Source organism: Pontiella desulfatans (genome assembly GCF_900890425.1).
Taxonomy (GTDB): Bacteria; Verrucomicrobiota; Kiritimatiellia; order Kiritimatiellales; family Pontiellaceae; genus Pontiella; species Pontiella desulfatans.
Window position 1 is genome coordinate 1602884 of record NZ_CAAHFG010000001.1, and the last position, 21227, is coordinate 1624110.

The following is a 21227-nucleotide window of genomic DNA, read 5'->3' on the forward strand; positions in this document are numbered from 1 at the left end:
AAAAAAATCGTTTTGAATAGGATGTTAAAATGGAGATGACCATGAAATTACGAGTTCCGAACTATATCGGGGTAGCAATAGCCGCCTTGTCGTGCTGTGCTTGTTTAACCCAGGCGCAGCAGGATTCAGAGCGCCCCAATATCATTTTTATTCTGAGCGATGATCAGGGGTGGAACGACTATGGCTTTATGGGGCATAAGCAGATTCAGACCCCGAATCTGGATAAGTTGGCGGAAGCCGGCCTGATTTATGAGCGGGGATACGTGACCGCGCCGCTCTGCCGCCCATCATTGGCCAGTCTGGCAACTGGCCTCTATCCTCATGAAACGGGAATACGCGGCAACGATCCGGATATGCCGAAGGGAACCAACAAAAAGACCCATCTGGAACTCTTTGGAGAAATGCGGGCCAAAATGACGGCTCCCTTCGCCGAGTGCACCACGTTTATTGAACTCTTGAAGGATAATGGATATCTGACCTTGCAAACCGGCAAATGGTGGGAGGAAAATCCGCTGGATCATGGATTCACCGATGCGATGACGCATGGTGATGCAACCCGTGGCGGTCGCCATGGGGATAAAGGGTTGGAAATCGGCCGTGAGACGATGAAGCCGTTCCACGACATTGTTGAGAAATCGAAAAAGGAAGATAAGCCCTTCTTCATGTGGTATGGGGTTTTCCTTCCGCACACACCGCACAATGCACCGGACCGGCTCTATAATAAATACAAAGACATTGCGCCCAACGAATCTACGGCGCGCTATTGGGCAAATGTGGATTGGTTCGATGAGGGGTGTGGTCAGATTGTGGAGCACCTTAAAGAACAGGGACTCTACGAAAATACGATTTTTGTGTATACGTGCGATAATGGGTGGGTGCCGGATCCTGATAAGGTAGGCGGGGTTATCCGCTCCAAGCGCGAGCCGACGGAAGCCGGTATTCGTACGCCGATTTTTATTACGCATGGTGCGACCGTGAAACCGATCCGCGATAAAGAAACCCTGGCGAGTAATATTGATATTGCAACCACCATCCTGCACGCCTGCGGAATCGAGCCGCCTGCGGAAATGTCCGGCCTTGATCTGCGCGATCCGGTAGCTTTACAAAAACGTGATCGCATCTTCGTGGACGTTTATGATCACAACAGCAATCTGGAAGAGCTTGAAAATATGGAGAACGATTTGAAGGCCTGGGTGGTTGTAGATGGCTGGGATAAGCTGATTGCCAAACCTGAAGGTAAAGAACTCTATAACCTGAAAAGCGATCCGGACGACCGCAATAACCTGGCCGCTAAACATCCGGAAAAAGTTTCCAAGCTCGCGAAGCTGATCGAGGAATGGGTCAAGGAAACGCCGCAGCTGCATAAATAAACTTTGTGCGTAGAGGGACTTTTAATTGTACATTTCCGGCAATTACGCCTCGCGCTTAGAAAGCGCTTGTATTCAACACGGTTCAATTGGAAACATAAGGTGAAATTTGAGGGACAAAGAATGAGTGATGTTACCGCAATCCAGACAAAAGCAGAGCCGACTTGACTCAATGGACCAAAGCGAAAGACCCCCTTCCCGACAGCCCGCGAAAGGTGAGGGTTGCACGGCGTGTCGGGGTCTCAGGCCGTGGCGGGTGAATGAATTGTTTAAGGCGGAATTTGGGAGAACCGGAGTATTCCGCAGAAGCCGAAGAGGTGACGATGCGGTATGATGCTCCGGTAAAGGTTCAGGATGGCGGTGGGTGACGAGAGCTTTAGCTGGTTGGAGCACAATGACAATGTGGCCATGGGGTGTCACCCATGATAGAGGATGGTATGTTGGCAAATATAAAGTATTTCACGGCACTTTTTTTGATTGCGACGAACCTGCCATGCGTCGCCGTTGCGGCGAATGAGACCCATGCCTTTGAGCATCGACTGGCCGAAAGGGTTTCTCGGCGTTGGCAGGAGGTGCAGGCTGAATTGACCCGGATCGAGGGGGAGTTGGTGTCGCTACCCGTGATTCCGAAGGAGGAACTGGGCGGAACCGGAGGGCTGCTCGCACAGGCTCGGGTGGGTGAACCGGAGCGGGAGATCGAGGTCACATGGAATAAGCCGGTTCTGGTGGATCTGGTGGTGCTGGCTCCCGCCCGGAAGTATGATGTGAACGGGCTCATTCTGGATTACGGGCTGCCGGACGACTTTTCGGTTGAGCTGATCGGCGCGGCCGGTACATCGAATATTCCCGTTGCGGTCGAAAACAAAGTGCATTCATCGCCGGTCCGACGCGGCTATCCGTTTGTCTATCCGTTGGATAAACCTGCCATGGCGACCGGTCTGCGGGTCAGGGCGCATCGGCTGTATACGCGGGAGCGCACGCCACAGGATGTTTTTATTCTGGCCCTTTCGGAGGTGTTCTGTTTTGCCAACGGCCGGAATGTGGCCTTGAACGCGCAGGTGCATATCCCGCAAGGTCCCCAGCGGCGACAGCACTGGCACTGGAGGCTTGGTTATCTGGTGGATGGGCAGAGTTCGTTGGGACTGCCCGAATTCCCGGAACCCTCTGTGAGAGGTGTCGGCTGGTTGTCGAGGGATCACGCGAGCGAACAGGATTCGGTTTGGGTCGGGATTGATCTCGGGGAGTCCCGCCGCGTTGACGGCCTGCGGCTCTACCCGGCGCGTCGTGCGTCTCTGGGCAATATTCCGGGGTTCGGGATGCCCCGCCGCTTCCGGGTCCGGACTTCGGAAAGCGGCATTCCCGCATCCTATTCGACGGTATTGGATCAGACGGGCGGCGACATGAAAAACCCGGGCCACAATCCCATCGAGCTCCGATTCCCGGCCGCACATGCGCGGTTTATACGGATCGAGACGACAAAACTCTGGAAGCCGTATGACGACTATCCCGCGTTTCTGGCCCTGAGCGAAATCGAGGTGCTGAACGGCGACGCCAATATGGCATTGGGTGCCAAGGTTGTTTCTTCGGATCAAACGGGCCGCTATGCTGCGCACGCGGAACTGTTTTGGAGCGAGGATTGCCTGACCGATGGGTTCGGGCCGCAGGGCAGGTTGGTGAGCCCGGTCGATTGGTTGCTGGGGCTGGATAAACGGTTGCAGCTGGAAAAGCAAAAACAGGCGCTTCTGGCGGAGGCACAGTCCATTGTCGATACGATTCGGCAGAGCGTATTCGGGATCATGCTGGTCCTCGGTGGGGGCGGTCTGTTTTTTTCAATCATCCTGCCCGTGCGTTATCGGCTGCTCCGCAAGCGTGATATCTGTCGGGTTCGCGAGCGCATTGCCGGGGATCTGCACGATGAAGTGGGGAGCAACCTGGGGTGTGTCCAGGTGTTGTCCGACCTGGTGCAGCAGCAATCGCCGGCATCGCGGGAACTGAAAACGATCCGTCGGATTGCCGCCGAGACGGTGACCGCCGTGCGCGACATTGTCTGGCTGTTACGCGCCAGGGCGGACGAGCGCGTTTGCATTGCGGACCATCTGAAGGAATCCGGCGGAATCCTCCTCGAAGCGCTCGATTGGACGTTCGAGGCCGACGCGTCGTTTGCCCACTATGATGTCAGCGATGAAAAAGCGCGGAACCTGATGTTGTTCTATCGCGAAGCGCTGCACAATGTCACCCGCCATGCCGATGCCCGGAACGTGACCATTCGGATGGAGCGGGCGGACAGTCGCGTGGTGCTCAGTATCTCGGACGATGGGTGCGGTATCCCGCCGGAACGGCTCGAATCGCCCTCCGTGCTGCATGCACTGAAACAGCGGGCGAAGCAGTTGAATGGTGTGCTGGACGTGGTGTCCGAACCCGGCAAGGGCACCGCGGTAACCCTGACGTTTTCGGCCTGATCCCGAGAGCAACAAGAGGAAGAGAATTCATGAATGAGACCGAGTCGAAAAAACGGGTATTGTTGATCGAAGACCATACGGATTATCGCGATGCCATCCGGCAGATGCTGGGCGCAGACGGACGGTATGCCTGCGTGGGCGGCTTCTCCACCCTGGAGCTGGCGTTTGCCGCGCTGGAGGAAGGGCTGGAAGCGGATATCGTTCTGCTCGATCTGGGGCTGCCCGGCATGGGCGGCATTGACGGAATTGCGCCCCTTCGGGAGCGCCTGCCCGAGGCCCGGGTGATCGTCCTGACCGCATTCGTGAACCGCGAGAAGGTTTTTGCCGCGCTGGAGGCCGGCGCGCATGGATACCTGATCAAGTCGGCCAATGCCACGCACCTTGTCAAGGCGCTGGATGAGGTGGCCGAAGGCGGGACGCCACTGGACGCCAAAATTGCCGGCATGGTGCTGGATACATTCCAGAAACTGAAACCCATCACCGACGAAGAAAAGCTTGCACCGCGCGAGCTCGATATTCTGCGGCTGGTGGCCGAAGGCATGACGAAAAACGCCGTGGCCGACGAGCTTGGAATCAGCCCCCATTCCGTTTCCGGCTACCTACGCCGAGCCTTCGACAAACTGCATGTCCACAGCCTGCCCGCCGCCGTCAGCGCCGCGATACGGCGTGGTTTGATCGATTTCTCCGAATAAACACCTTCCGTTCCCATGACACACCTTCTGTTCCCCATGACACACATTCGTGTGTCATGACAAAGGGCTGGATTTGTGTGAACCTGTTTACAGTACTCATCGAAAAGCCTTTGCAGGGGGTGCTGAGGCACGCATTGCGGGATGCATTTTCAGAGTGGATGCGAAGAGAATGGAAAAAACCATGAGGGAAAAGTAATGAAAATAATAAAAGGAACCATATTGGGAGTTTTTGCATTGTGCGTGCAGGGTGCATTGGCTGGTGTAATTATCGATGGAACTTCTGCCAATGGAAACGGCAGCTTTGAGTTCGATGCGTCCGGAGACGCTTTAACCGCCGATGGCGCTCCTGGGAAATGGGTCTCAACGAGTGGCGATTTGACAATCGACGGCAACGTCGGCGAGCTTAAAGAGATTACGACCGTGTTCGCCCGTGATGCAGTGGCATCGGACGGGTCGTATTCTCTGCGGGTCGACTCGGGGTTCAATGGTAATCCTTCGGTGCAGCGGGGTGGCGTCCTGAATACTGGTTACGTGGTTGGCGCTGATGACGAGTTCACATTCAGCTTTGATTGGCGGAAAACAGATAACAAGCTTGGCGCAGCCAATTTTGATGTATTTGTGTTCACTTCGAGTAATGACGCTCTTGATGGCACGCTCACTTCACTCTATAAGGGTACCTTTGGGAGTGGTCCTGCAATGGCTTCATTTGTCTCAGTTTCGTTGACCTCTGGCGATTTTACGATCGCCGGCGCGAATGAGGGGAAAAAGCTGTTCGTAGCTTTTGCGGCGGGAGGGTATACCCAAGCCTCCAACACGTCACCGCTGAATATCGACAACCTAAGCCTAACGGTCATTTCGGAACCGGCGACGCCGGCCAACCTCATCATCGACTATAATACGGGGCAGCTATCCGTAACCGCCACGGAAATGGCTTCGGGCGCAGCCAACACACTGCAGGGAACAATGGATCTGGTCACACCCAACTGGGTGGATCTTTCGACCACCACCGGTGTTGACCAAGTGACGTGGCTGATCAGCGAGTCGGAAACCAACCGGTTTTTCCGCGTCGAGTCCAACTGAGCAAGCAAACAATCAAATAAGTGTCCGAGCAGGGTTTGCAGGGAACTCAGCAACCTGCGGGCGGGTGAAGGAAAAAGAAAAAGGAAATGAAAATGAAAATAAAAGCAGGAATCATATTGGGTGTCTTTGCGCTGTGCGTGCAGGGTGCATTGGCTGGTGTAATTATCGATGGAACTTCTGCCAATGGAAACGGCAGCTTTGAGTTCGATGCGTCCGGAGACGCTTTAACCGCCGATGGCGCTCCTGGGAAATGGGTCTCAACGAGTGGCGATTTGACAATCGACGGCAACGTCGGCGAGCTTAAAGAGATTACGTCCGTATTCGCCCGTGATGCAGTGGCATCGGACGGGTCGTATTCTATGCGGGTTGACTCAGGGTACAACGGCAGCCCATCCGAACAGCGTGGCGGCATCCTGAATACTGGTTACGTGGTTGGCGCTGACGACGAGTTCACATTCAGCTTTGATTGGCGGAAAACAGATAACAAGCTTGGCGCAGCCAATTTTGATGTATTTGTGTTCACTTCGAGTAATGACGCTCTTGATGGCACGCTCACTTCACTCTATAAGGGTACCTTTGGGAGTGGTCCTGCAATGGCTTCATTTGTCTCAGTTTCGTTGACCTCTGGCGATTTTACGATCGCTGGCGCGAATGAGGGGAAAGAGCTGTTCGTAGCTTTTGCGGCGGGAGGGTTTACTCAAGCCTCCAACACGTCACCGCTGAATATCGACAACCTAAGCCTGACCGTCATTCCGGAACCGGCGACGCTGGGGCTGGTTGCAGCGTTCGGTGGCGGGCTGCTCTTCATCCGCCGCTTGATGATGTAAGCTAACCGTATTTTTTCGCATAACGGGTTTTCAACGCATTAGGCCCCCTGACGATTCGGGGGGCTTAATCGCATAGCACAGGGAACGGGTGCCGGACGGAACCGCCTAATCGGCGGGCATGTAATGAACATGTTAAAAACAAGTATCATTGGAATCGTGTTGCTGGTCGCGGGTTGGGCGGATGCCTACCAGATCTGGACCAGCACATGCCGGACGCCGGCCTTTGTGCTGGAGCGGACCGATCAGTGGGATCGCGTGGCGGCTCAGGTTAAAGGGTTGAATATCAACTTCACTTCGACGGACTATTATCCCGGCGAACAACCCGGGCCCAATAACTGGCCCTTGATTCTGTCCACGTACGCCACGGCTTCCAGCCAGACCTTTCAACCCTTTACGCGCAGTGCGTGGGAAAATGATTGGGGGCCGGCGGGTGAAGGCCTGACGTTGGATGATGCCCTGCCGCGGTATCTCGCTCGCGGGGATGCGTGGGGGTATACCATCTCCCTCATCATGCTCTATGATATTCGTTTAGAAAGTGGTGGTCCTATCTATTGGTGGAATCCGGATGATATTACCGAGGTGCGGAACTGGCTGGATAACAACGGATACAGCCATGTCAAGCTGATGTGGAATGTGAGACAAGACAATGCCCGCGAGCGGGATTTATCAGCGCATCCCGGCGTGGATGCTGTGCTGATGGAGGCGAATTTCGAGCATTGGGAGACGAACGACGGGAACCGGTGGGGCTTTCTGCAATGGTTCACAACAACCTACCCGAATCGCGATGTGGTTTTCCAGTTGCACACCTTCGGGGAAAAAACAAAGGACGAGTATACAGGCATTCGCCGCTTTGTCCGTTCGATCTCGGCCGATATTCTCGGCTCCACCGATTTTGTGCGGAGCGATCATTGCATCGTTTTACCGATGACCTATGTGCCGTTTCATGAATATTGGTCATTCCTTCCGGAGCATGAACCCGCCGGCGACCTTTACGGAGACAGCATGACCGGGCTGCTGCTTTCATTGATTGAACAAAAAGATCTTTTTGAAGGCACGGCTCCCGGCGGCTTGATCAGCTCAAATCAGTGCAGCAGTTTTGACCGCACATACGACCTCTACGCCGCTGTTGCGGATGGCAGCTTGACCAACACCGCCACCTGGGGGCGGGCCGCTCCGGTGGCGGGCGACACCAATATCTGGCAGAGTGCCGGCCACTGGATCGGCTCGCACGGTCTGCCAAATGCTTCCACGTTGACGTTTCATGGGGAAACGCTGGTAATTCAGCCAGGGGGGCTTCTGGCCCAGGCCGTTAATACAACCACCTTCTCCATGAGAAACCTGGTGCTGGATGGCGGTGCGATTTCGCATAGTGAGCTCGGTTCAACAACGCTCAACCTGAACGGTGACACACTGTATCTGAATGCAGGGCAAATCCAGGCGGGCGGAGCCAGCTCCAACCAAAATATTTCCTTCAAGAATGCAGGTGTTTCAGGAAGCGGAACGGTCAATATTACCGCGAAAGGGGCGGGCGGCTCGCAGATCGATTTCCAGAGTACGGTCGATTTGACCGGCTTCAGCGGAACCTTTGCCGTCTTGGAAGACGGCATCCTGAACCTGCCGGCGATTACAATTGGATCGTTCGGTATCGATCTGTCCGGTAGCGGTCGCTACCGACTGGATGATGAAGTAGCGGTCTTCTCGTTGGTGATTGATGGCGCAGACGTCCCGGCTGGCACGTATGCTTACAGTGATTTCCCCACCAGTCAGCAGGATAACCTGATCGACGGCGGCGGAACGATTCATGTGCGTTCCAGCCGAACTGCGATACAGAGCGGCACGCTCGACGAAGGCGCAACCTGGGGCGTTGTACTCCCAACGTATGCCGATGAGGATACACACCGTTGGCATGGCGGCATAAACCGTTTGGGCGTTTCCGATAAAGAGGCGTTTGAGGGTGGGGGACTCGTTCTTGGAACTGGCGGGGAGCTCGCCTCGGACAAAGCCAATGCAATACTCTGGATAAGAGATCTAACCCTTGAAGGCGGGACGATTTCAAATCAGAAAACCGCCCCATTCTATATCAACCTCAGGGGACATGTGCTAACGCTGAACAGCGGGTTCCTGCTGGCTGATTCTGGAGCCTACAACACGGATCTTTTTTTCCAAAATGCGACACTGGCCGGTAGCGGAACAATTGAGATTGCTGGCACGAGGGCTAATGATCTTCCCGAGGTCCGTTTTGACGCATCGGTCGATACGTCTGGATTCAGCGGCACTTTTTTGGTGACCGACAACGGCGTGCTGGCCCTTCCAAACCTTGGAACCCCCTCTTTCAGCATCACGTTGGCGGGTAGCGGGAAATATAAATTTGATTCTAATATCGTGGTCAACGATCTGATGATTGACGGTGTTTCGCTGGATCCGGGGATCTACTATTACGATGACTTAACGACCGCTCAGCAGGCGCATCTGGTGGAGTCGAACGGTCGCATTGTCGTCTTCGCGCCGTTCGTTTGCGTGCAGGGCGGGGCGCTGAATGATCCAGTCATCTGGGGCGGTATCGCGCCTCCGGTTGCCGGGGATACCAATCTCTGGCGTTCGCTGGATTATTCCCTCAATGCCGGCGGTGCGGCGTGGAGTAATGTGACCTTCCAGGGGGATACGCTATGGATGGAACCCGGCAGCATGCTGAATCCGGGGGCTGCGGGACAGACGCTGCTGTTGAACAATCTCATATTGGATGACGCAACCATCTGCAACAATCGGCTGAACGCCTTCACGCTGGATCTGACGGGGCATTGGATGCGGCTCGTCCAAGGAACCATTCGTGCCGGAATTAAAGAGGTAAACCGGGATCTGATTGTTAAAAACGCCCGCCTGACGGGGTTCGGTACAATTGATGTCGAAGCCGGGGACGCCTCGGGAGCGGAAGTCCGTTTTGAATCCACCGTCGATACCGTCGGGTTCACCGGCCTGTTCAACGTGCAGTCAAACGGAATCCTGAACCTGCCCCCCATTTCCACGCCCTCGTTTGGCATTCGGCTTTCCGGCAGCGGGCGGTTGGTGCTGGATGACGATATTGCGGTGACCTCGCTGGAAATCGATGGAAAACTCTTCGCGGACGGCAGCTATACCTACGCGGACTTCACGTCGGTCGAGCAGTTTTTCCTGATCAATAACGGCGGCGGCATTACGGTGGATGCCGCCGCCAATCCCCCCGGCAGCATCGTTATTTCTTCCAAAGGTTCATCGACGGGTATTGGTCTCACCGATCTTTCAGTCTATGCCACCTATACCCTTCAGCATTGCGACGATCTAACGAGTTCCAACTGGGTGGATATTGCATCAACGACCGGGGTTCAATCCGTTCAATGGCAGGTTCCTTCCACCAGCGATGCGCTGTTCATGCGGGTGGTCTCTCCTTAGAGAATGTCCGCCAATGACGCATATTCGTGTCTCATGACAACGGGGGGGGGGGCTTTGGGGAATATGGGTTTAATTGTGCAGATGGAGATTCGCTGCACGGTTGTTTGAATTTGAGGAAGACGATAGATGAAAACGAATCGAGTGACGCAGAAGGATATTGCCCGGCGAGCCGGAACTTCGGCCTCGCTGGTGTCCCGGATACTGAACGGAAAAACCGCATATATCAGCGTCTCGGACGAGACGATGACCCGTGTGCAGTCTGCGGCGGAAGAACTGGGATATCGGGCCGGATCAAGGGGTTCTTCCAACCCTGACCATGTGGCTCTTGAAAATGAAGAAGGATAAAATGAGTAAATGGATAATTGTAGGTGGCCTGGCGGCATTATTGTGCGGCTTTGTGCATGCGGCTGAAAAACCGATGAATGTGATTTTTATTCTGGCCGATGATTTGGGCTGGAGTGATACCACGCTGTATGGCACCACCAGTCTGTATAAAACGCCGAATATTGAGCGGCTGGCCAAGCGGGGAATGACCTTTACCCGCGCTTACTCGAACAGCCCGCTCTGTTCACCGACCCGTGCCAGCATTCTGACCGGCCAGACCCCGGCCCGCCACGGCTCGACCGCCCCGCAGCATCATCACGGAGAGGTGCGGCTGAAAGCGGGCGTCGAGCCCTCGACCAGCCCCGGAAACAAAGCGCTCGGAACTGTTTCTGTGACACGGCTGGACACTAAACTTCCAACCCTGGGAAAACTGATTAAAGGTGACGGGTATGCCACTGCCCACTTTGGAAAGTGGCACCTCGGCCCGGAGCCCTACAGTCCGCTTCAGCATGGCTTCGATATCGATATCCCGCACTGGTACGGCCCAGGACCGGCCGGCAGCTTCCTCGCCCCGTGGCAGTATCCGAACTTTAAAGCCAACCATCCGAAAGAACATATTGAGGATCGCATGGCGGAAGAAGCGGTTGCATGGATGACGTCCGTAAATATGGAGCAACCGTTTTTTATGAACTACTGGCAGTTTTCGGTACATGCGCCGTTCGATGCCAAAGAGGAGCTGATCGAAAAATACCGCAACGAGATCGATCCGAAAGACCCGCAGCGCTGCCCGATCTATGCGGCGATGGTTCATTCTCTCGACGATGCCGTTGGCTCACTGCTCGATGCCGTTGATGCGGCGGGTATCGCCGATGAAACGGTTATTGTCTTTATCTCCGACAACGGCGGCAACATGTATGACGATGTGAATGGAACCACCGCGACCAGCAATTTTCCGCTGCGCGGCGGCAAGGCGACCATGTTTGAGGGCGGAATCCGCGTACCGTGTGTCGTGATCTGGCCCGGTGTCACCCAGCCCGGAAGCCGCAGTGATGAACTGATTCAGACGGCGGACTTTTATCCCACCCTCCTCAATGGCCTCGGGATTGATCTGCCGGAAAACTGGCCGCTCGACGGCGTAGACCTGCTGCCCGCGCTCAAGGGCGGTAGACTAAGCCGTGATGCGATCTTTACGTACTTTCCGCATTCCCCGCCGATTCCGGAATGGCTGCCACCGTCCATGACGGTGCATGTGGGCGACTGGAAACTGATCCGCCTGTTCTGTCAGGGCGAGAACGGTGCGCACGACTGGCTGCTCTACAACCTGAAAGACGATATCGGCGAGAAAAACAATCTGGCCGCGGCCTATCCGGAACGGGTCCAGCAGATGGACCGAATGATTGAGGACTATATTAAAACATCCGGCGCGGTGGTTCCGCAGCCCAACACAGCGTTCGATCCAAAATTCTACATGCCCGAAAACATCGGCGTCCCGAAGGATAAACAGGCGGTTAGAGGGCTGGTCGCCGGATGGGTTGAGAACGGAACCTGCTCGCTGGAGCAGGGCGAGGGCACGCTGGTTGTGAAGAGCACCGGGGCTGACCCGTTTGTTCAGGGACATCAATTCAAGCTCCTGCACGGCGGGCCGTTTGTTGTTCATTTCAGCATGAAATCGAACTCGCAGGGAACCGGGGCGGTCTATTACAACCAACCGGCCGGAAAAGATTGTCTGATCGATTTCCCGGTTACGCATGACGGCCGCTTTCACGAGCTTGCAATCAAGCTGCCGGTAAAAACACTCAACGCGCTGCGGATCGACCCGTCCCGCGGTCCCGGCACGATGGAATTCGACTGGATCCGGGTGCTTGACCATTCCGGTAAAATTCTGCAGCGCTGGGAGTTTTAATTGTTGCTCCGGGCGGATTCACGCCGCCCGGGGCGAACGAAGGTTTATGTGGAAGGTCGTGTGGAGCACTGGATGTTGACGAACCTGGTTTCTACAGCACATCCGATGAGCGCATTATGAAAAGATTTGGAATGACTGTTTTTTTAGTTTCGCTTCTGGCGGGATTGCCTCCGGCCGGGGCAGACGGGCTGCAGCGGGCGCAGTGGGTTGGTTTGACGAACGACCGGCGGCCTGCGGAATGGTCGGCGCGGGACGTGGTGTTCAATCGACCGCCTCACGATATTTCTTCGTGGAAGCCGACGGAGGCGGAGCTGCGTTCAACGCCGCGGAAATCCTTTATCTCCCCGTTGCTGAGAAAAGAGTTTTCCGTAAAGAAAGAAATCGAGTCGGCAATCGTGTCCGTGTGCGGGCTTGGGCTCTATGAACTCTGGATTAATGGCTCGAAAGTTGGCGATCAGGTATTGGCTCCAGCACAGACCTCCTACGACGAACGGGCCTTTTACAATGTCTTCGATGTAACGCAGCAGATCCGGCGCGGCGGCAACGCCATCGGCCTGATGCTGGGAAATGGATTTTACGGCCAAAATGTCGCGTTTGCTCCAAATCTGAGCTATGGCGCACCGCGTGCCAAAGCGGAGCTGCTCATCAAGCATGCCGACGGCTCAACATGGAGTGTTCTGTCCGACGACAGCTGGCGCGCCATGGGCGGACCGGTTGTGTTTGATAATGTCTATCTCGGCGAAACCTTTGACGCCCGGCGGTTGCCACCGGATTGGTCCTCTGCGGGGTTTAATGATTCGAAGTGGTTGCCGGTCGAAATCATGGACGCGCCGGGCGGGCGGCTCGAAGAACAGCAGCTGGAACCGATGCGGAAAGTCCGCAAGGTCGAGCCGGTTGCGGTATGGCCTGCCGAGGAGGGCTGGATCGTCGATATGGGCGAAAACATGACCGGCTGGCTGCAGATTGCCGTAAACGAGAAAAAGGGAACGGTGGTGCAGATGCGGTTTGCCGAGCACCTGATGCCCAACCGCAGGAACATTGACACCGCCTCCACCGGCATCCATGCCACGGGTGGCGAGCAGAAGGACATTTATATTTGCCGGGGCGGCGGAAAAAAAGAAACCTGGGAGCCGCGCTTCACTTATCATGGATTCCGCTATGTCCAGATTACGGGGCTGAGCAGCAAACCCGACGCAGGCGATATGACCGGCTGGTTCGTGCGCACCGATGTTGAGAAGATCGGTTCGTTCCAATGTTCGGATGAATTAATCAACAGATTCTACGAGGTGTCGATGCGCACCATTGAAGGAAACCTGCAGGGATTGCTGAGCGATTGTCCGCACCGCGAGCGCTGCGCGTGGATGGGCGACATGCATGCGGTCGGCGAAGCCGCGTCGTACAACTTTGATCTGCGCAAATTCTGGCCCAAAGTGGCCCGCGACATCGAAACCATGCTCGGAGAGGGCGGTGGGAATGAAAAGGCGGGGCTGCCGAACGATCCCCGTGCGCCCTGCAATATCGCAGTCGGGAAACGCAACTGCGGTCAGGCCCGTCCGGACTGGGGCGCGGCAACGGTGCTGGTTCCGTGGTACAGCTATCTCTACTACGGAGATATGGACCTAGTCAAAGAGGCCTGGCCAATGATGGAGGGCTGGATGGCGTATTTGAACGAGTTTGCCTTGAAGGATGGCATGGTCGGTGACGGCTACGGCGACTGGTGCCCGCCGGGATCGAACGCGAAAATGGATACGCCTCCCGCACTGACCTCCACCGCGCTTTACTACCAGTCGCTCATGGCGATGCAAACAATGGCGAAGGCGTTGGACAAACCCGTCGAAGCCGCGCAGTACGCCGAGCAGGCCGCAGTGGTGAAGCAGGCCTTCAATAAACGCTTTTACAAAACATCCGATGTGCCGGTCGAACCCGTTCCGGAGGGCACAGAGATTGTCATCGTCAAAGCGCTTTACGGCAGTTCCTCAAAACAGATCGACCTGACCCCAAAGCTTCGCAGTTTGGTCGCCTCCAATAAATATACATTCAAAATCACCAACCCGTTTGTCGGAAAGGATCCCGCCCCCGGACAAAAGAAAAAACTGGAGCTGGAATATACCGTAAACGGCAAGCTCGAAAAACAGACGGTGAACGAAAATTCGGACGTTTACTTTTTCAGAAAATCCGTCGCCGGCTACGGCTCGCAAACCGGAAATGCGGTGGCCTTGTTTTCCGGGCTGGTTCCGGATGGCAAAGAACAGCTTGTCGCCGATGGGCTGGCTTCGCTTATTATGGGAAAAGAGGGTGGGCATTACACCACCGGAATTTTCGGGCACCGCCCGCTCTACACCCAGCTCAACGACTACGGGCACGGCGATGTCACTCGCCATCTATGGCGCATCATCGACTGGCCGAGCCTCGGGTTCATGACTGAAAAGCACGACCTGACCACCTGGCCGGAAGTTCCCTATAATTGGGATACGACGCGGCGCTATCTTCGCAACTCGTTCAACCACCCGATGCACAGCGGGTTTGCCGCCGCTTTCCATGAAAGCCTCGGCGGCATCCGCCCCGATCCGGAAACTCCCGGCTTTAAGAACATCATTCTAAAACCCTGCTTCCTGCACGATCTGGAGTGGGCCAAGGCCTCTGTCCAGTCGCCGCAGGGGCTGATTTCCAGCCATTGGAAACGCGAGGGCGGCCAAGTCATCTGGCAGGTCGTCATTCCGCCCGATACCACCGCAACGGTCGAGTTTCCGAACGGTCGCAAGTCGGAAACGATTTACGGCGGAAGCCATGAGTTTAGCGTTAAAATGTAATGGGAGATGAGATTGCGATGAAGAGAATGACCGGAATATCTATGTTGTTATTGTGCCTGCTTGCAAGGAATGGTTTGGCGGATATGCAGCAGGAGTTTATTAATCCGCCGCTGAAGTATGCGACGCGTCCGTTGTGGTTTTGGGCGAACACCCCGGTGACGGTTGAGGGCGTGCAGGAGCAGCTGGAGGCGGCCCGGGATCAATCCGGTTACGGAGGATTCGGGATCCTGCCGTTTAATCCGCCGCGACAAAAAGGATTCAAACCGGACTATTTGAGTGACGACTATTTTGAGGTGTACGGGGCGGTTCTGGCAAAAGCCAAAGAGCTGGGTATGACCATGTGTCTGTACGACGAATTCGGCTTCCCCAGCGGCAGTGCCGGCGGGCGTCATGGCGATGGGGTGGCGCGTTTTAAAAACAAGTACCCGCAGCACACCATCAAGCGGCTGGATAAAGTCGAAAAAGAACTGACGGGGCCGGCGCAATATGCGGCCGCGATTCCTCAAACGGGCCGCCTGATGAGTGTCGTGGCGATGGAGACGACCACGAAGAAGCGCGTCAATTTGACCGATCAGGTCAAGAACGGGCGGATCGAGTGGTCAGCCCCCAACGGGTCGTGGAAGGTCATGAGCTTTATGTGTGTGCCGACGGAAAACTACCTTGTGGATTATCTGGATCCGGAGGCCTGCCAGCTTTTCGTTAATATGACCCATGAAGCCTATTACAAGCGCTTCAAGGAATATTTCGGCACGACGATTGACGGCACGTTCTTTGACGAACCGACAATTTATCATGAAAACGGGCGCGTCTGGACCGGCGCGTTTAACGAAAAGTTCGAGGGCGAGCATGGCTTTGATCCGGCACCGTATTATCCGGCGCTGTGGTATGATATCGGCCCCGACACCCAGGCGGCCCGCAATGCGCTGTTCGGCTTCCGCGCGGAACTCTATGCCAAAGGCTTCCCGAAGGTGATTCAGGCGTGGAGCGAGAAACATGGCATTGTCTCTACGGGTCATCAGGATCAGGAAGAAGTGGTCAACCAGACCGGTATCTCCGGCGACTTGATGCTCTCCTTTAAGTATCAGGACAGCCCCGGGATCGACAAGATTGGCGGACGTCCTGCGGAGCGCGTCTATAAAGTGGTCAGTTCGGCCGCCTATAACTGGGACAAAGCCCTGGTGATGTCGGAAACCTACGGCGCGATGGGCGACATCAGTTGGGATCAGGTCTATCACGTTGCGATGGAGCAGTACACCAAAGGGATCAATCAGCTGATTCCCCATGCGGTTTGGTATGATGACAACAAGGTGACCTATAAGCCGGAGTTTTCCTGGCGTCATTCCAAGTATGCCGAGGGATTGCCTCAGTACAATAAGTACATGGGGCGGCTGAATCTGCTGTTGCAGAATCACGGACGTCATGTCGCCGATATCGCGGTGTTGTATCCGGTTAAAACCATGCAGGGAGGGCATTATTTGGACAGTCCTGTTCGGGCGTATTGGGGCGGCGTGGAGATTCCGGAGCTCGACTATGTGGAGGTCGGCGAGCTGCTGGCCACCGACCTCTGCCGGGACTACACCTTCCTTCATCCGGAAGCCCTGAACGAAAAATGCGCGGTTGAAGGAGATGCGCTGAAGCTCTCCAATCCGATCAATTATGAACATTACAAGGTGATGATCATTCCCGGCCACACGACCATTGAATGGGCCAACCTGAAGAAAATCAAGGCCTTCTATGACCAGGGTGGCAAAGTGATTGCGACCGGAACGCTTCCGTATAAATCGGCGGAATTCGGGCACGACGAGGATGTGGTGGCGACTATCCGGTCCATGTTCCCCGGCGCACCGCTCGGCAGGGTGGAGCCACTTTTTTCCGCCTCCACGTCATGGTCCGGCCACGGCCCTGAGCTGGCCTTTGACGGCTCGGAGCAGACGCGTTGGAATTCTAAAGATGGCGAGAGCGAAAATCAGTGGCTGGAATTTTCATTTGAGCAAGAACTGCCGGTCAACCAGGTTGACGTTCTGGAAATGTTTGATCGGGTCTCGTCCTATCGCGTTCAGTACATGAAGGGCGGCCAGTGGGTGGATTGGGTGAGCGGGCAGAAGCTGGGCAAAAAGACCCACAAGCTGGAACAAGTCGTCACCTCGAAAGTCCGCCTCTGTATGGATACGACCAACGGGGCCAAAAGCGTATCCGTGGCCGAGTTTTCCGTGACGCTCGACGGCAAGGCTCCTGTTCGTGCGGTGGCGGTGCCTGCAATCACCTCCACCAACAGCAAGGGCGGCAAGGCGGTTTTCCTGAAAACACCGACGGCTCAAAACCTGCGTGAAACACTCGATGCGATGGTGGACACCTACGATGTGGAGTTCGAGGCCGGTCAGGAACTGCGCTACATCCACAAAGTCAAAGACGGCAAAGAGATTTTCTTTTTTGCCAACCTGAACAAGCAGGCAATCCATTCGTGGGTTGAACTCCGGGGCACATTGACGCCGGAGCTGTGGAACCCGCATACGGGCGCGATTCAACCGGCCGATTTTTCCCATGCGAAGAAGGGGGCGGAGAACATTACCCGGGTTAAGATTGAGCTCGATCGCATTCAATCGGTCTTTGTGGTGGCGGATGCGAAGTGAGATGATTTGTAATTGTAACATGGAATTGAACTGAGTTTCGGAAGATAGGGACGCTGATGAATATAGACATGAAGAAATGGACGACGGGGCTGCTCGTGGTTGCGACGGCATGGTGTAGCCTGAGTGTGAGCGCGAGTGAAAAGCCGAATATCTTGCTTGTCTTGGTTGATGATATGGGCTTCTCCGATCTGGGATGTTACGGTTCTGAGATTGACACGCCTCGTCTGGATTCCTTGGCGGCCACCGGCTTGAGGTTCAGTGATTATTATAATTGCGCCCGGTGCTGGCCATCGAGAACCAGTCTGATGTCGGGCTATCATCTGGAGCAGATTACCGGCGGCCCGCATGTTGTAGCGAAGGATAAGATGGAGGTGATCACGGAGCGGCTGTCTCCGTTGCCCGCTCTATTGCGCCAAAACGGATATCGCTCCTATCATACCGGGAAATGGCATATCCACACCCTCCCGAAGGTTTGCGGGGATGCGGGTTTCGATCACTCCCTGGCCTTCCACAATGGAGAAAACCATTTTCGCCCCCGTCATGTGACGGAAGATGATAAACCGTACCCGGACCAGGATGTCTACGATACGGACGCGATGGCCGATCGCATGATCGACTACCTGAAAGATCATCAGACGAATCATGCGGACGCACCGTTCTTCAGCTACCTAGCCTTTTACGCCCCCCACTGGCCGTTGCATGCCAGGCAGGAGACGATCCGTAAATATGACGGGGTCTATGACGCGGGATGGGATGTTCTGCGCAAAAAAAGACTTCAGCGCATGAAAGAAAAAGGCTTTCCACAGAACTGGGCGATTTCTCCGCTCGAACCTCAAATCGAGGGGATGGGCATCAAAAAAGGTCCGGATGGAAAAATGATTTTCGGTCCGAACGAAATATATAACGCCGCCGACTGGGATGACCTCTCCGAGGATGTGCAGGCGTTTCAAAGCCTCAAAATGCAGATTCACGCGGCGATGGTCGACGATATGGATCAGGCGCTCGGGCGGGTGATCGACCAGATCAAGTCGATGGGTGATTTTGATAACACGCTGATTCTCTTCCTGTCCGATAACGGGGCGAGTGCCGAAATGTACGGAGCGTATGGTCGAGGGAAAGTGGTCCATGATCCAAAGGCCAACATGGGTGGAGCGGATACGCACCTGTGCCTTGGACCCGGTTTTGCGGCGCTCGCCAACACGCCCTTCCGGCGCTACAAGATTTGGACACACGAGGGCGGTGTGGCCACTCCGTTGATTGCCCACTGGCCGAAAGGCATCGATGCCGAGGTTTACGGACGCGTCAGCGACCGGCTCGGCCATGTCATCGACATCGTCCCAACCCTGCTGGAGGTGGCCGGTGTCGATCATCCGGTTCTTGATCCGGAGGCCCCGGAGCTGACGGGGGAAAGCTTTGCGTCAGTTTTTAACCGTGAAACTTTTTCCACGCCCCGCGAATCCCCCGTGTTTTTCTCGCATTCCGGCAATCGCGGGTTGCGTCAGGGAGACTGGAAGCTGGTTTCCGCCAAGATCGATAAGAACAGTTGGGAGCTTTATAATCTGAAAGAGGATCGATCGGAAACGAATGACCTGTCCGCTCAGTATCCAGAAAAATTAAAAGAACTTGAGGCCTTATGGGCTCAGTCGAATCGGCACTATAAGGAAGAGTCCAGAAAGCTGCAGGCAACGAAGGCCGTTCCGGTTTCGACTGTTGGCGATATAGGCAAGGGTACGGTGCGCGCCTCCAGCTTTTGGGCCGGGGTCAACCCGCCGGAGTTGGCGGTCGACGGGAATCCCGATACGCGCTGGAATGCGGCAGAGGGATCGCGCGGGAATCAGTGGCTGGAAATCGTCTTTGATGCGCCGCGGCCAGTCAACCGGGTCGAGGTGATTGAGCGGTTCAACCGGGTCAAAACCTACCGGATTCAGTATCAGAAAGAGGGCGAATGGGTCGAGTGGGCATCCGGAACGTCGTTAGGGAAAAAGACACTTGATCTGCCAACAGTGACCACATCCAACGTGCGCATTTGTATGGATAAGGTTGCTGGCGGCAGCGTCTCGATCGCCGAGTTTACCGTGACCCAACGCGGGAAATAGTTATCATAGAGGACTTATAAGAAAGGAAGGCAGTTAGATGAAACGAAGTAAGCTGACATTAATAGGAATGGCTACGGCCGCCGCGCTCTCGCTGACCGCGCAGGCCGCGCCGCAAACCAAAAAACCCAACCTGCTGTTTGTCTTCACGGATCAGCAGTCGTTTGACATGATCGGGGCGGTGAATCCGCAGGTGAAAACCCCGGTGCTCGATTCGCTGGAGGCCAGCGGCGTGCGGTTTCAGCATATGGTGTCGAGTGAGCCGATCTGCACGCCGTACCGCGGCATGCTCTTTTCCGGCCAGCATCCGCTCTACAACGGGGCGTTCTTTAATGACGTCCCGCTGCTGCCGACCTCTCAGGATCGTTTTGCGCACGTGTTGTCCCGGGCCGGCTATGAGACGGCTTATGTTGGTAAATGGCACCTGCTAGGCGGCCCTACGCGTGGCACGGGCATTCCGCCGGGGCCTAACCGTCAGGGGTTCGATGAAACGTTTCTGAGCAATAACTGCCATGTGAATTACAGCCCGGAGGCATGTCATTTCTACGATGACAACAATCGGCGCATTCTTTTTAAAGAGTTTTATTCAGATAGCCCTTGGGAGCTGGAGGCCCAGACTCGACAGGTTGAAGAGTGGTTTGGGCGGCGTGATCAAAATCGCCCGTTCGCCGCGTTTGTTTCCTGGCATCCGCCGCACAACTTCGGAGGCGACGGCTGTCCGAAACTGCCGGGCCGGCAGAAAAACTACAACGTAAAAGGGTTGGATCCGGATCTGATCAAGCCCTATGAGAAGGTGGACATCACGCTGCGCCCAGGCGAGCAGCTCGACCCTGAAAACGAAGCCTGTCGAAAGAATCAGTACCGCAATTATATGGCGATGATTACCGCGTGTGATACGGCGCTGGGGCGCTTGGTTGATCAGCTGAAACAGCAGGGCGTATATGAAAACACGCTGATTGTCTTTACCTCCGACCACGGCGATATGCTCTTGTCGCATGGGGCCGGAAAGCCGAAACAGTATCCTCAGGATTACTCTGCGCGGGTTCCGCTCGTCATGCATTGGCCCGGCCGCATTCCGGAAGGAAAAGTCAACGATCTGCTCGTTGGATCCATGGATCTGATGCCGACCATTCTGGGGCTGCTCGACCTGCCGGTTCCGGACTCCGTGCAGGGAAGAGATCTTTCTGAGGCTGTCATCGCGAACGACGGTTCTGTCGTGGAGAGCGTGCCGCTGTTTGTCTACTTGCATAAAGGTTCGTGGCGCGGTGTTTTCACGAAAGAGTGGACCTATGCCCGCTCGGTGGACGCGCATAAAAAGCGCGACGGCGTAGAGGTCAATGTGCTTTATAACCGAAAGAACGATCCCGGGCAGCTGAATAACCTCTTCGGCAAACCGGAGTTTGCCGATGTTCAGCAACACATGGAGTCGTTGACCACACAATGGATGGAGAAATTCGGCGACAAAGAATATACCGCAGCGGACTTTGCGACGGCGGCAAAAAAGGCCGGGATCACCTGGCAGAATAATTATACGCATCGGCCGATTGACCTGTTGCGCGCTCTGGATAAGTAATCTTTATACCAAGTGGATTGGTTTTTTAACGAACAGAGAGCTT

General features: G+C 55.5%; 12 protein-coding genes. All 12 read left to right on the forward strand.

The window, feature by feature from the left end; all coding sequences use genetic code 11:
• Positions 1-41: 41 nt before the first annotated feature.
• Positions 42-1370 carry a sulfatase family protein gene (locus tag E9954_RS06000; protein ID WP_136078309.1) on the forward strand — a complete coding sequence of 443 codons (1329 nt, stop codon included), beginning with the start codon at positions 42-44 and terminating at the stop codon, positions 1368-1370.
• Between the two features lie 434 nt (positions 1371-1804).
• On the forward strand, positions 1805-3826 hold the full coding sequence (locus E9954_RS06005; RefSeq protein WP_168442016.1) for an ATP-binding protein: 2022 nt from the start codon (positions 1805-1807) through the stop codon (positions 3824-3826).
• A 29-nt stretch (positions 3827-3855) separates the two neighbouring features.
• Positions 3856-4518 (forward strand): response regulator, encoded by a 663-nt coding sequence (locus tag E9954_RS06010; RefSeq protein ID WP_136078311.1) that lies wholly within the window; start codon positions 3856-3858, stop codon positions 4516-4518.
• A 195-nt stretch (positions 4519-4713) separates the two neighbouring features.
• The gene (locus E9954_RS06015) at positions 4714-5598 is read left to right on the forward strand and encodes a hypothetical protein (protein ID WP_136078312.1); all 885 of its coding nucleotides are present in this window, start codon (positions 4714-4716) and stop codon (positions 5596-5598) included.
• A 92-nt stretch (positions 5599-5690) separates the two neighbouring features.
• A complete protein-coding gene (locus tag E9954_RS06020; protein ID WP_136078313.1) occupies positions 5691-6425 on the forward strand; it encodes a hypothetical protein in 735 nt (244 codons plus the stop codon).
• Between the two features lie 129 nt (positions 6426-6554).
• Positions 6555-9851: a hypothetical protein gene (locus tag E9954_RS06025; RefSeq protein WP_136078314.1), complete on the forward strand. Its 3297-nt coding sequence runs from the start codon at positions 6555-6557 to the stop codon at positions 9849-9851.
• Positions 9852-9977: 126 nt separating this feature from the next.
• Positions 9978-10196, forward strand: a complete 219-nt coding sequence (locus E9954_RS06030; RefSeq protein ID WP_136078315.1) for a LacI family DNA-binding transcriptional regulator — start codon at positions 9978-9980, stop codon at positions 10194-10196.
• Between the two features lies 1 nt (position 10197).
• On the forward strand, positions 10198-12078 hold the full coding sequence (locus tag E9954_RS06035) for a sulfatase (RefSeq protein ID WP_222847071.1): 1881 nt from the start codon (positions 10198-10200) through the stop codon (positions 12076-12078).
• Between the two features lie 116 nt (positions 12079-12194).
• Entirely contained in the window at positions 12195-14888 is a 2694-nt protein-coding gene (locus tag E9954_RS06040) for a family 78 glycoside hydrolase catalytic domain (RefSeq protein WP_136078317.1), read from the forward strand.
• Positions 14889-14929: 41 nt separating this feature from the next.
• Entirely contained in the window at positions 14930-17518 is a 2589-nt protein-coding gene (locus tag E9954_RS06045; protein ID WP_168442017.1) for a glycosyl hydrolase, read from the forward strand.
• A 56-nt stretch (positions 17519-17574) separates the two neighbouring features.
• Positions 17575-19614, forward strand: a complete 2040-nt coding sequence (locus tag E9954_RS06050; protein WP_136078319.1) for a sulfatase-like hydrolase/transferase — start codon at positions 17575-17577, stop codon at positions 19612-19614.
• A gap of 37 nt (positions 19615-19651) precedes the next feature.
• Positions 19652-21184 (forward strand): sulfatase-like hydrolase/transferase, encoded by a 1533-nt coding sequence (locus E9954_RS06055; RefSeq protein ID WP_136078320.1) that lies wholly within the window; start codon positions 19652-19654, stop codon positions 21182-21184.
• Positions 21185-21227: the final 43 nt, after the last annotated feature.

Bases quoted from the DNA above. Each gene is read 5' to 3' on its own strand.
- E9954_RS06000 (WP_136078309.1), top strand. From the start codon at position 42: ATGAAATTACGAGTTCCGAACTATATCGGGGTAGCAATAGCCGCCTTG.
- E9954_RS06005 (WP_168442016.1), top strand. From the start codon at position 1,805: ATGTTGGCAAATATAAAGTATTTCACGGCACTTTTTTTGATTGCGACG.
- E9954_RS06010 (WP_136078311.1), top strand. From the start codon at position 3,856: ATGAATGAGACCGAGTCGAAAAAACGGGTATTGTTGATCGAAGACCAT.
- E9954_RS06015 (WP_136078312.1), top strand. From the start codon at position 4,714: ATGAAAATAATAAAAGGAACCATATTGGGAGTTTTTGCATTGTGCGTG.
- E9954_RS06020 (WP_136078313.1), top strand. From the start codon at position 5,691: ATGAAAATAAAAGCAGGAATCATATTGGGTGTCTTTGCGCTGTGCGTG.
- E9954_RS06025 (WP_136078314.1), top strand. From the start codon at position 6,555: ATGTTAAAAACAAGTATCATTGGAATCGTGTTGCTGGTCGCGGGTTGG.
- E9954_RS06030 (WP_136078315.1), top strand. From the start codon at position 9,978: ATGAAAACGAATCGAGTGACGCAGAAGGATATTGCCCGGCGAGCCGGA.
- E9954_RS06035 (WP_222847071.1), top strand. From the start codon at position 10,198: ATGAGTAAATGGATAATTGTAGGTGGCCTGGCGGCATTATTGTGCGGC.
- E9954_RS06040 (WP_136078317.1), top strand. From the start codon at position 12,195: ATGAAAAGATTTGGAATGACTGTTTTTTTAGTTTCGCTTCTGGCGGGA.
- E9954_RS06045 (WP_168442017.1), top strand. From the start codon at position 14,930: ATGTTGTTATTGTGCCTGCTTGCAAGGAATGGTTTGGCGGATATGCAG.
- E9954_RS06050 (WP_136078319.1), top strand. From the start codon at position 17,575: ATGAATATAGACATGAAGAAATGGACGACGGGGCTGCTCGTGGTTGCG.
- E9954_RS06055 (WP_136078320.1), top strand. From the start codon at position 19,652: ATGAAACGAAGTAAGCTGACATTAATAGGAATGGCTACGGCCGCCGCG.